The organism is Wolbachia endosymbiont of Listronotus oregonensis (assembly GCF_031205055.1).
In the GTDB taxonomy this organism is placed as follows: Bacteria; Pseudomonadota; Alphaproteobacteria; order Rickettsiales; family Anaplasmataceae; genus Wolbachia.
In genome coordinates, this window is the sequence record NZ_CP102118.1 from 1146170 (window position 1) to 1158296 (window position 12127).

Below are 12127 nucleotides of genomic sequence, written 5' to 3' on the forward strand. Positions count from 1 at the left end.
GTCATTTCCTCTGCACAAATAATAGTCCGATTTTATTTGCTAGGTCCTTTTGGGTATATCCTCGCTTTAACCTACAGCTTCTTACTTTTTGTGCTATTTCATACCTTGTAGCACACTTTGTGTTATTGTTAGCTTTTTTTGAAACCATAAGCTCTATATGAAATTCTTGCTATGGATGCCTATTTGGTTTCAAGTTCCTCTGCAGTTAAGTCAGTTGTTCGTGAGATAATATTGATAGAAACGCCTAATTTAAGTAGACTTTTTGCAACCTTGATTTTCTCTGCTTTTTTAACCTTTTCTTTGCTAGTCTTCATACCTTCAGATAAGGATCTGACTACCGTATTCAATACATCCCGGGATTCTTGATCCTCAATTTTTTTGCATTCATCTATGAACCTCAATAGCTCATTTTCATATTCTGTTAGTCCAAGAAATAGAACTTTAATGTTAACTAATAATACCTTTGCTATCTTATCTAATATTTCAATTGGAATGTCGGTGTATCCTTGTTCATAGTCGTGTATTTCTTTAGATGTTGACCCGACTTTATTTGCTAACTCCTCTTGAGTGTATCTCCGTATTAATCTCTGCTCTTTTATCCTTTTTCCCACTTTGTAGAGTACAGAATCAGTACAAATTTCTTTCTTTGTATCATCATATTCGTAACTAGATAAGCGAGTCGCTTGGGAAATAATATCAACTGAAACTCCTTCTTTAACTAGATTCTTTGCTACTTCTATTCTAACTTCTTCTTGACTAATTTTTTCGCTAACATATACAAATCTTACTAATGGATAAAGCTTCTTGCGTAATTCCTGATCCTTAATTTCTATATGTATTTTTGTTAGATAGACTATTTCTTCATCCTCATCTTCATACCAACTGTTTTCCTTCAGTTCTGTTGGTCCTGGAAGTAGATCTATAACACTAACTGATAGTGCCCCTGCTATTCTATATAATTCTTCAATTGGAATAGGGCTATACCCCAGCTCATAGTTGTTTATTTCTTGGTACGTTGACCCAATCTTACTTGCTAACTCTCTCTGATTGTACCCTTGTATTAACCTGCAACTTTCTACTTTTTGTCCTATCTCGTAGTTTATAGAACCAACCGGGTTAAAATCGCTTTTTCTTACAGAAGTAAACATATATCCTCATCTACAGAAACAAACCTATATATACAGCACGCTAGACTATTTTACTATAAAAATTTTAACAGATAAACCAGCCGTTTGCGAGATCAGAAACCCCTTCTTTAACTAGACTCTTTGCAATTTTTTGCTTCTCTAACCTTTTCTTCGCAAACCCGTATGCCTTCAAATAAAGATTCTATTAGTATGCGGCGTAATTCTTGACTCTCAATCTTTTTGTATTCTTCTATTAAATTTGATAGCTCTACCTCATCTTCTGTCGATTCGGGAAGTAGATCTATGATACTAATTGATAATGCCTTTGCTATTTCATCTAATGTTTCAAGTGAAACAGCAGCTCGTCCTTGTTCATATTCGTATATTCCTTGGTTTGTTATCACCCCGATTTTATTCGCTAAATCTTCTTGGGTGTATCCTCGTCTCAACCTCCACTTTTTTATCCTTTGCCCTACCTTGTATGGAATAGGAATTTTTTTCTCCTCATATTCACCAATAGATAAGCGCGAAACAGAAACTCCTTCTAACCCCTTTTCCACTTTCACTGCTTTTCCACTACTTTCTTCATTAACCCGGATGAATTTTGTTAATAAGTAAAATATTTTGCGTAATTCTTGACTCTTAATCTCTTTATATCTTCTTGCTATCTCTTCTCCTTCAAGATAACTTTTTGATACTGCTTGTCCGGAAACTAGATCTTTAACACTAACTGATAATGCTTCTGCTATGGCATATAATTTTTTAATTGGAATTCTACGTCCACCTTTTTCGTATTGCAATATTAGCCAGTACTTTACACCGATTTTATTCGCTAGATCCTTCTGAGTATATCCTTGCTTTAACCTACAATTTCTTACTTCTTGCCTTACTCTGTAGTTTATAGAATCAGGAGCCACTCTTTTTTACACGAACTTTAAAACAAATATATATCCTGTTCTAAGATTTTATTAAAGTTCTTCCTTAACTTTTAACTGCAAAAACTTAAGACATGCAAATCGGCCAAGAAAGAGGTAAGCGCTCGGAAGCTAATCTTAGAGCTTTTTTATACTCTTTTATCCATCGCCCTAATCCACTAACCTAGCTTTCTTGCTGTCCCTGTTATTGGCATCTCCGATTTTTTAGCTAGTTCTACAGCTCTCACCTTAAATTCTACTGTAAACTTTTTTCTACGTATACATCTTATAAAAATTAAAAACTTCCTTCTCCACTCTTTTTAAGTAATCGTTGTAAGTGGAGAAGGAATTCAGTTGTTTAACGTTCCACAGAGGTTGCTTTACTACCCCCATGTACTCTATCCACCCACGACAATGTTTCATTCTTGCTAACTGCCTTTATTTCTTCTGTGGCCCTCTTTTCACTCCATATGCCACACCGTGTGAAACCTCCTTCTCTTATTGCCTTTTCGACCGTCTTTCCTCCTAACAGACAATTTTCCATTATTTCTCCTCCTTCTTCTTGTAATTTCTCCCACGTTTCTTTGTCTTCTACTATTACTTGCACTTGACCGTAATTTTTTGCATCGTGGCACAATCTAATTTTTAGCTCTCCAAGGCTTGAATGAAGCGTCATTTGAAAATCGCTATTATCTGATACATCAATGTAATTTCTTGCACCTCCTTTCTCGCTTCTTACTTCAATTTCTCCATTGTCTATTTTTATGATGTAACCTCCAGATTCTACCCATCCTTTGTTTAGACCTAAATTGCTTGTACCTTCTATTACTTTTGCAGGCTCCACTGTGCTATTCTTAGAAAATTTCATATAAAATGTATCATTATCTATTTCTACCTCCTCTACGCTTCCTCCTTGAACAGCATTTTCACCAGCTTCTTTCAGTTTTTGAAGTTGCCCATCTATCTGCGGTTGAATATTTGGTTGCAGTTTGCTGTAAATTTCACTTGCGAGTTTATCCTTTAACAGATCGTAACTAAATGTTGCGCCTCTCAGCATTAATGCACCCACAATCTTTTCCTGCTCATCTTTTGTGAATTGGTTCGAAAGTATTTTACACATCACGATATCAGCAAAACTACGCTGTCCATCATAATATGCATTCATCCTTACTCCTTTACCTATTGCTTGTTTTAAGGCTTCAACCACTTCATTTATGTTTTCTGCTTTTATTACTGCATTTTTAAACCGGTTCAACTTCTCATTTTCATCCCAACTTGGCTCTATTTTTTGCAGCGGTGAGATAAATGGATTTGATTTCCTTGAACGACCTTGTCTGCTATAATGATTATTAAGTCCTTCTTCCGAGTTGCTTGGTTTGTCACGACCATCTTGAGAAGAAGGCTTTTTACTTTCAAGGTTCTTAGCCTTCTTATTAGTCGTTTTACTTGAAAAGGCGGACAACAGGTTTTTCTTTCCAGCAATAGCATCTAATATCTCCGGTAATTTGCTAAGATCATCGCCTGCAGGGATAGACTGCTGGTTTTTCTTAAAGATGCCTACAATAGCTTTAGATATGCTATTATCCTTCGACAATACGTCAAGATCAATGTTTAATTCGTAAGTATTTCCCTCTTTATCATTAAAAGGTACAATTATTTTATTACTCATATTAGCCTCCGCTATTTAAAATACTTTCTAAGTTTACACCGAGCTTTATTTCTTTATTGTTAACTAGATGTATGCTTTCTCATTAATTATAAAGCGTAATTAATGTACTTGCAAATATTATTCAAGTCTTGATCACAAAAGACTTTTAAGATTCAGAGCAGCTATCTTTTGCTTTGGAACAGCTGCTCATTTCTTCTTTTCGGATGCTATAACAGTCCTTCTTTCTTAAGACTAAAATGACTTGCACTTGTAATGATAATGTGGTCATATAACCTAATCTCTATAGTCTCACAAGCTTTAGCCAATTTTTTAGTTACAGCTAGATCCTCATCAGATGGCTTTACACTTCCGCATGGGTGGTTGTGCGACATTATCATTAACTTTGCTTTTTCTATTATTGCTTTTCTTGCCACTTCATGTATGCAAATAGGTACACTATCCATTTTACCAACATACACTGTTTCCCCTATTAAATGGAACTTTTGATCCAAATATATTATTATTGTACATTCCTTTTCTAAGTGCCCTATACATGCCTTTAAATATTCTACGAGCTTTTCTAAGTTACCACCTATTACAGGGCCTTTCTTTAATTCTTCTCTCGGCACCCTCTTTAAAGCTTCCTTAAGACATAAAATTGCTGTAACTGTAGAGTCGTTTACCCCTTCTATAGTTTTCAGGTCATCTATTTCCAGACTTGAAATCTTTCCTATTCCTTTAAAACGATCCATTAGCCTTTCAGCAATAACACGAGCTTCGACCCCATCATGCGCTCCACTCAGAAACGTTTCTATTATTTCATGATCTAGTAAAGCATTTCCTTTGCTTACCAATGCTCTAAACTCTATTTCTTCTCTACGATCTTTACTTTTATTCTTGTTATTCATATAATATATCCTTCACTAATAATAAATTTTTTTTAAATATTTACTGCTGTTTTTTTAGCAGTATTGGCATAAAGCCATAGGTTCCGGGTGAAGTCAAATCAATTTTTCAATTTTTTTCGTTTATTTTTTTTATGAAAATATAAAAGATATTAATATCTTATTTAAAACTTATGGCCAGTCGTTTGTAAGATAATATCAACAGAAATTCCTTCTTTAACTAGATTCTTTGCAACTTCGATCTTCTTTGCTTTTCTAACCTTTTCCCTACAAACACGTATGCCTTCAAATAAAGATTCGATTAGTACATGGCGTAATTCCTGACTCTCAATCTTTTTGTATTCTTCTATCAAATTTGATAGCTCATTTTCTCCCCCATCTTCATTTTCTGTTGTTTCGGGAAGTAAATCTACGATACTAATTGATAACACCTTTGCTATTTCATCCAACATTTCAAGTGAAACAGCAGCTCGCCCTTGTTCATATTCATATATTCTTTGATTTGTTATGCCCACTTTGTTTGCTAAATCTTCCTGAGTGTATCCTCGTCTCAACCTCCACTCTTTTATTCTTTGACCTACCTTGTACGGAATAAAAATCTTCTTCTCTTCATATTCACCAATAGATAAATTGGTTGTTCGAGAGATAACATCAACAGAAACTCCTTCTTTAACTAAACCCCTTGCTACTTCTATTTTCACCGCTTTTCCACTTCTTTCCTCACTAATACGGATGAATTTGGTTAATAAATAAAATATCTCGCGTAATTCTTGATCCTTAATCTCTTTATGTCTTCTTACCAGATTTAATATCTCTTCTCCCTCATTTTCAAAATACCTTTTTGATACTGTTGAAACTAGATCTCTAGCACTTGTCGATAATGCTTCTGCCAATGCATATAACTTCTTAATTGAAATTCTACGTGTTCCTTTTTCATATTGTAGTATGACCTGATATTTTGTACCAATTTTACTTGCCAAATCCTCTTGAGTATATTTCTTCGCTAGCCTACAACTCCTTACTTTCTGCCCTACTTTGTAGTCTAAAGAACCGTAGCCTCTGCCATCACTCCTCAAACCGTTTGCCCACTAATGTCTTCTATTTGCATTATTGCTCAATCTTGATAATAACTTCTCTCTTTCCCTTATTACTTGGTCGCTTTTGTTCCCAATCTCTTTCATTTCTCTTTCTCGTTCTTCTATGCTAGACTTCATAGCTTCAGCTTGCTCTTCTCCACTTGCAAGTTCTGATTTTAATCTTCTTACTTTATATTCCAATTCTACAAACCTTTCATGTTTTTTTAGCGTCTCTATCATCTGATTTATTTGTGAGCGTAATTCTCCTTCTTCTAAGCCTTCTGCTATTTTAATTAGCAATAACTCATCTATTTTATAATTTACTCCAGATTGAACTATAAATAGGTTTATCATTGCTCTTATATCAACAGGCTTTGCTATTAATACGTCAACATTATTACACACAAAACGTTTTAAACTTATATTTTTTTCTAGATAATTTTTCATATCCTGCGATAATTTTTCCTTTAATTCTTCATATATTTCCGACAGCAACGTCTCTAATTCCTTAAAAAATTCAATCTCTATATCACCTGACGTAAGGATCATCAGCAAATGTTTCACTAACTCTCTATCGTTTGATTTGATCGCCTGATAAATTGCTTTTTCTCTATCCTCTTTCAAATCATACAGTTCCGATGAATCACTTAAGCTAAATAAGTAGTTCTTAGCTTCTTCAGGAGCATAGATTGCAATATTAACTTCTCTTAATGGATGACCATCGTTAAACTTTTCTAGTAACTTACTATCAATAGTTTCTTCTATCGCAACAGCCACTTTACTCAACTTCTTTAGCTGATCTATACCGCCTCTTGAATTTCTAGGTGTATTTTTAACTTCATTTAGCACCTCGCTATAAAGACTTTGTTTTTCCTCGCTACTTAATAATGCACAATGCTCCTTTAGTTGCTTGGAAGCTTTAGATAGAAGTTGTACTAACATACGCGCGTTTTGTTGAAAATGCTCACGCTATATTATAGAATTTTTAATTGAAAGTAAACTTGTAGGCTCATATCTAAAATAGGTATCTCTGAGACTGCTAAACTCATGGCATCCATTTACTAGCCTTTTAAGATACTTTACAGAAGGGTTGATAAAAAAGGGACGTCTAAAGTAGAGAATGCTATTCTAAGATGATCTCTGACAGCCGTTTTTAACGCATTCAAAACTTAAAAAACTTGAACATTTCTTCAGAATTGTGTATAATTATTAATGCTTTTTAGGTTAGTTCGTTATGGCTCTTTCTAAGTTTCTCGATCCGAAGAATGATGTCGCCTTTCGCCGTATCTGTAGGGTCGAGAACTGGCGCGCCTACTTTAGGGTTTGGTGGCTGATCCATTGTTTTCACAATAGGCCTCAATCCAAATTCCCATGTTAACGTTTCCAGCTCCCGCCTCGTCAAACGCAGCATCCGCACTACGCTTTCCTAGCAGATTCTTTACCAAAGTTTATAACATATTGTACTGGTGATGCTTTCGGTTTGTAATACCTTATTCTGTAGTCTGAATATAGACCCAGCGTTTTGTATATCCATTCGCTACTCCACTTCTTCCACCCAAACCCTTTCTTTGCTTTCCTGGCTCGCATTAAGTTGCGTCTTACCTTCTTTTCCACCCAATGTTTTACGTAATTGAACTTTCGACCAGAGTTCCCTATCCTAAAGTAGTTTACCCACCCTCTCAATATCGGATTGATGTCATGTATCACTCTTTTTATCGGTTGCGATTTATAGCGCCGAAATATTTCCTTCAACTTGCGTAGCAGGTTTGTTCGTGCTTTCATCTGCGGTGTTTTCCTGACATTCCACTTTCCTTGTCTTGTGATATTCTCTTGAAAATCAAACCCTAGGAAGCTAAATGTTTCTCCTTTCTTTAGGTTGATGACTTTTGTCTTTTCTTCATTTACGCTCACTTCTAGTTTTGCTAATTCTTCTTCCAACCTTCTGTATACTGCTCTTTCTAGCCATTCCCGTTTCGGGTGTTCACTAATCAGTATCACTAAATCGTCTGCCCATCTGGCATATTCCATACGTTGGTACTTTCCTTCTTTGGTCACCTCTTTTGCTTTCTCCAACATTTTATCTACCTCATTTAGGTATATATTGCTTAGTAGTGGCGAAAGTGGTGATCCTTGTGCTATTCCTCGTTTTCCTCCTGTTTTGAGGATTAGCTTAATCATGCGCATGTTTTCTTTGTCATTTATTCTTTTGGCAATCTTTTCCATCAGAATATGATGTCGCACATTGTCGAAGTAGGATTTCAGATCTACGTCAATTACTTTTGTATTGCCTTTGATTGCTGCTTCCGTTACTTTTTGTACTGCTTCATGCGCATTACGCTTAGGTCTATACCCGTATGATCCTTTTTGGAAGTCTGATTCGAATATCGGTTCAAGTATTAGCTTCAGTGCTGTTTGCACTATTCTATCCCGGATGCAGGGTATGTTCAACTTTCTGAATTTTCCTCCAGATTTTGGTATTTCCTTCCTCCGGTTCCTATTTGGGCTATAGGTCTTGGTTATTAGTTCGTGTCTTATTTGTTGAAGATACTTTTCTAAGCCTTCTGCCTCTATCGATTCGAATGTCATCCCATCTATTCCTGGTGCCCCATTACTCTTCTTTGTTAGCTTATATGCTTCTTCCAGTGTCTCCATCTTGCAGACGTGAACATAGATTCCCCAGAATCGCCATTCCGGTTCTGCTTTCGCTTTGATTTCTTCTCAGGTCTTGTAATTTTATTGGCATTTTTATCATTTTTACCTTTACCTTCCTTTTGTTAAAAGACTTCTACTAGCAGGGTGTCTTTGCTCCATGAGCGTTACCTCACTTCTTCACTACTACGCACCCATCCGCCACCCTCTCATCTTCAGTTCACTTCCTGTTTTCCAGTTATAGAACCTACCTCTCCAAGGTATTTCTCCTTGGGATGAGGAGGGCTTCTCCAGTTGCTTTGTATGTCCTCATTGCCATGCCGTTACTAACACCCCGCTGAAGTAGACCAATCGTTTCATTCGTTTTTCGTCTGGTCTATTCTGTCTTCGCCAGTACCAAGATGGCTCGACCTTCAGAATATTCCTTTCGAGGCAATCTGTGTATTCGCTTTCGCTACGGCCTGGTAATTCGCCATTATCCTACGATAATGTTGTCGGTAGGCTTCAACATTTTGGTTTCCCTCCATGCTGCTACCCAAGCTACAGGATTCCGACTTTTATCCTGGTAGGTCTATCTCCTACTGAACAATACTTGCCTTCTCTGGACGCACTTGGTACTGAAAAAAATAAAGATATTCTTATTCACTTTCTTAATGATATACTAGGTCTTACCGATGACAACAAGATTAAAGATGTCTCCTTTCTCAGTCCCATTCAAGACCCTGTCATTGCCTCTCAAAAGCAAAGCATTGTTGATGTTCTCTGTGTTGATTCTACAGGCGTCAAAACAATAATTGAGATGGTGCGACCTGAAAGTCTTCGGTCATATTGTTTAAAAGGAGAGGAATTCATTCAGAAAGAAACTGAAAGAATTCTAAAACTTATTAAACCAGATGTTTTGCCATCTGAGTCTACGCATCAGTGCGAATCGGGCAACCGGTTGGTGACAAGCGATGCGGACAATGAACCTCCTCTTGAAAAGAAGATGCTCAATCGTGAGAGGAGCATAAACTACAAGCATCATGTGGTTGGAGGGCTAGGCTAGTGGTATGGTGAACGTAAGTGAAGCTTCATAAGTATCGTAATGATTAAGGAGCTAAAGATGCTGATAAGCTCTGACCAAAAGATAATGTGGATAAGTTACATTTTTCATTTCTAGATGTACGCAAATAATAACTCCACCGGTATAGAGAAGTCACCTAACCTACTATTGTATGACAGAAGGAACAGGGTAAACCTGTATTTTTGCCTACATGGCAAGCAAACCGCAAGGAATGCTGATGAAAGTGCAGGTAAAGGAGAATGGAGAAAGCGAATGCCATTTTGTAACGAAATGGATAGAATTTGTAACATTAATTCGCGTGAAAACGAGCAGACTTCCATTTGGTCCCTCGTGACAAGAAACTTTGTTAACCACTTAAGGGAGGAAAGCAGATGATTACAGATAAAACTGTAAGTGCACCTACCGACAACTCCGAAGCATGGAAACAATTGCCATGGAGGAAGTGCCAAAAAGTTGTTATAAGGCTACAAAGACGTATTGTTAAGGCTGTCCAACAGGGAAGATGGGGTAAGGTAAAAGCTTTACAGCGTCTTCTCACACGCTCCTTTAGCAGCAAAGCTTTAGCTGTTAAAAGAGTAACTGAAAACCAAGGAAAAAACACGGCAGGTGTAGATCGTCAACTGTGGTTAACTTGCAATGCTAAATTTCAAGGAATAAAGCAGTTAAAGCAAAGAGGATATAAACCTTCTCCGCTAAAACGGATTTATATCAGTAAATCTAATGGCAAAAGAAGACCTCTTGGAATACCAACGATAAAAGATAGAGCCATGCAAGCATTATATCTGTTTGCCCTGGAGCCAGTATCTGAAACGATCAGCGACCGTCACTCCTATGGCTTTAGACCTAAAAGATCCTGCGTGGATGCTATTGCTGCTTGTCACTTATTACTGGCAAGACGCAATCGACCACAATGGATACTAGAAGGTGATATCAAAGGGTGCTTTGACAACATTAACCATGAATGGCTTATGAAGCATATTCCTATGGAGAAGAAAATTCTGCATAGTTGGTTAAAGGCTGGTTTCCTAGAGTCAAAAACCTTGTATCCCACAACTGCTGGCACTCCGCAAGGAGGTATAATTTCTCCAATACTAGCTAACTTTACCTTAGATGGTCTTGAACAGTTATTAGAAAGTCGCTTTGGTAAATTAGGTAGCAAAAGAAGAGGAAAAATCAGAAGTGGAGTGAATGTAATCAGGTATGCAGATGACTTTATTATTTCAGGTTTTACACATGAACTACTGGAAAATGAAGTTAAGCCATTAGTATCATCTTTCCTTCATGAGAGAGGTCTAGCTCTGTCAGAAGAGAAGACAAAGATTACATTTATTACAACAGGGTTTGACTTTCTTGGTTGTAATGTACGTAGATATAATAAGAAGTTAATTATTAAACCTTCGAAAGAAAGTATTAAAAAACTTCTTAATAAAGCACGTACATTGATAAAAGCAAATATAGCGAACACTCAGGCTATAGTAATTAAGTCACTTAACTCTCTACTGAGAGGATGGGGAAATTACTATCACCATGTGTGTGCTAAAAAAGCGTTTAGAAAAATCGACAATGAAATTTGGCATAGTTTATGGAAATGGGCAAAGAAAAGACATCCTCGTAAAGGATTACGTTGGATAAAGAATCGTTACTTCAAAGTAATGGGTCAACGACAATGGGTTTTTGCTGCACCCATATGCAAGAACAAACCAAAAGAGATACGGTATTTAAGACTGCTTAAGCTGATTGATATACCTATCAGACGACATGTTAAAATCAGAGCGGATGCAAATCCCCTTGACTTAAAATGGAAAAAGTATTTTGATGAGAGAGTGAAACGAACAAGAATGTTAGCAAGCTCCTTTTCAAGAGAAGGTTCTCTACTGTTAGTGTCACCACTAAAGTTGATGTATTCTGAGGATTTATGAAAGACAAGCCGGTTCGAGAAAAGAAGAACTTAGATAAGGGGCTCAAGCGTAGTGTGGGGAAACCTGCATGCTGCGTTTCTAAGGGAGGGAGTAGTAGTAATACTGCTTCCTTACCTGACCAGCTCGCTAAAACTAAGGGCTTTGAAAAACGTGCACAATACTATGCTGCCAAAGCTTATTCAAGACAGGCTGATAAAGGTGATCAATACCATGACCTTAAGGAAATTATCTTTATTGCTATAGCAGATTGTATTTTATTCCCTGATAAGTCTGAGTACAAATCAAAGCATACTATTCGCGATGAAGATACTAATGAACATGATCTAAAAGATTTTTACTTTATATTTATTGAGTTGCCTAAATTTCCAAAAACCAAAGAAGATCAGCTTTCAAGTATAGTTGAAAAATGGGTCTACTTCTTTAGATATGCAGATGAAACTAGTGAAGAAGAGCTAGAGAGAATAATAGGAAGTGATCTAATAATTAAAAGAGCATATGAAGAACTAAATAGGTTCAACTGGTCAGAAAAAGAATTTATTGCCTATGAACAAGAGATCAAGCGTATTCTTGATGAAAAGGCTATTCTTGCTCAAAAACTCGATGATGCTACTCAAAAAGGTAGACAAGAAGGCATCTTAATTGGTGAAGAACGCGGTATCAAAATTGGTGCAGAAAAAGGGAGGAAGAGGGCGAAAAACAAGCTAAAATATCTGTAGCCAAAAACTCACTTAAGGCCGGTGTTTCTATTGATGTTATAGCTCAAATTACCGGCCTCTCTCATTCTGAAATTTTACAACTCAGGGAAAAAGCATAAATATTCCAGCCT

General features: G+C 36.6%; 8 protein-coding genes and 4 pseudogenes. 4 read left to right on the plus strand and 8 right to left on the minus strand.

What is annotated here, in order from left to right; genetic code table 11:
• Positions 1–16: 16 nt before the first annotated feature.
• The 8 genes and pseudogenes from NMD99_RS08150 to ltrA (NMD99_RS05835) form a co-directional block, all read right to left on the minus strand.
• Positions 17–148, minus strand: a pseudogene (locus NMD99_RS08150) (WO male-killing family protein Wmk); the annotation flags it as partial.
• A gap of 31 nt (positions 149–179) precedes the next feature.
• Complete coding sequence (wmk, locus tag NMD99_RS05805) at positions 180–1148, minus strand: WO male-killing family protein Wmk (RefSeq protein ID WP_265016388.1); 969 nt, start codon at positions 1146–1148, stop codon at positions 180–182.
• A 64-nt stretch (positions 1149–1212) separates the two neighbouring features.
• Positions 1213–2044: pseudogene (wmk, locus tag NMD99_RS05810) on the minus strand (WO male-killing family protein Wmk).
• A gap of 355 nt (positions 2045–2399) precedes the next feature.
• Positions 2400–3710 carry a hypothetical protein gene (locus NMD99_RS05815; protein ID WP_265016387.1) on the minus strand — a complete coding sequence of 437 codons (1311 nt, stop codon included), beginning with the start codon at positions 3708–3710 and terminating at the stop codon, positions 2400–2402.
• A gap of 206 nt (positions 3711–3916) precedes the next feature.
• Entirely contained in the window at positions 3917–4597 is a 681-nt protein-coding gene (locus tag NMD99_RS05820) for a JAB domain-containing protein (RefSeq protein WP_309165857.1), read from the minus strand.
• Between the two features lie 161 nt (positions 4598–4758).
• The gene (gene wmk / locus NMD99_RS05825; RefSeq protein WP_265016385.1) at positions 4759–5670 is read right to left on the minus strand and encodes a WO male-killing family protein Wmk; all 912 of its coding nucleotides are present in this window, start codon (positions 5668–5670) and stop codon (positions 4759–4761) included.
• Between the two features lie 12 nt (positions 5671–5682).
• On the minus strand, positions 5683–6612 hold the full coding sequence (locus NMD99_RS05830) for a hypothetical protein (RefSeq protein ID WP_265016384.1): 930 nt from the start codon (positions 6610–6612) through the stop codon (positions 5683–5685).
• A 474-nt stretch (positions 6613–7086) separates the two neighbouring features.
• Positions 7087–8322 carry a group II intron reverse transcriptase/maturase gene (gene ltrA / locus NMD99_RS05835; RefSeq protein ID WP_265016383.1) on the minus strand — a complete coding sequence of 412 codons (1236 nt, stop codon included), beginning with the start codon at positions 8320–8322 and terminating at the stop codon, positions 7087–7089.
• 556 nt (positions 8323–8878) lie between these two features.
• Here ltrA (NMD99_RS05835) and NMD99_RS08030 point away from each other — a divergent pair.
• From NMD99_RS08030 to NMD99_RS05855, 4 genes and pseudogenes are all read left to right on the plus strand, one after another.
• A pseudogene (locus NMD99_RS08030) lies at positions 8879–9121 on the plus strand (PD-(D/E)XK nuclease family transposase); the annotation flags it as partial.
• 357 nt (positions 9122–9478) lie between these two features.
• The gene (locus NMD99_RS05845; RefSeq protein ID WP_264377970.1) at positions 9479–9757 is read left to right on the plus strand and encodes a hypothetical protein; all 279 of its coding nucleotides are present in this window, start codon (positions 9479–9481) and stop codon (positions 9755–9757) included.
• A complete protein-coding gene (ltrA, locus tag NMD99_RS05850; RefSeq protein WP_309165860.1) occupies positions 9754–11301 on the plus strand; it encodes a group II intron reverse transcriptase/maturase in 1548 nt (515 codons plus the stop codon). The genes NMD99_RS05845 and ltrA (NMD99_RS05850) overlap by 4 nt, the downstream gene beginning before the upstream one ends.
• Positions 11298–12115 (plus strand): annotated as a pseudogene (locus NMD99_RS05855) (Rpn family recombination-promoting nuclease/putative transposase). The gene ltrA (NMD99_RS05850) and the pseudogene NMD99_RS05855 overlap by 4 nt, the downstream one beginning before the upstream one ends.
• Positions 12116–12127: the final 12 nt, after the last annotated feature.

Excerpts from the sequence above, each read along its gene's own strand:
- NMD99_RS05815 (WP_265016387.1), bottom strand. The coding sequence starts at position 3,710 with ATGAGTAATAAAATAATTGTACCTTTTAATGATAAAGAGGGAAATACT.
- wmk (WP_265016388.1), bottom strand. The coding sequence starts at position 1,148 with ATGTTTACTTCTGTAAGAAAAAGCGATTTTAACCCGGTTGGTTCTATA.
- NMD99_RS05830 (WP_265016384.1), bottom strand. The coding sequence starts at position 6,612 with ATGTTAGTACAACTTCTATCTAAAGCTTCCAAGCAACTAAAGGAGCAT.
- NMD99_RS05820 (WP_309165857.1), bottom strand. The coding sequence starts at position 4,597 with ATGAATAACAAGAATAAAAGTAAAGATCGTAGAGAAGAAATAGAGTTT.
- ltrA (WP_309165860.1), top strand. The coding sequence starts at position 9,754 with ATGATTACAGATAAAACTGTAAGTGCACCTACCGACAACTCCGAAGCA.
- ltrA (WP_265016383.1), bottom strand. The coding sequence starts at position 8,322 with ATGGAGACACTGGAAGAAGCATATAAGCTAACAAAGAAGAGTAATGGG.
- NMD99_RS05845 (WP_264377970.1), top strand. The coding sequence starts at position 9,479 with ATGTACGCAAATAATAACTCCACCGGTATAGAGAAGTCACCTAACCTA.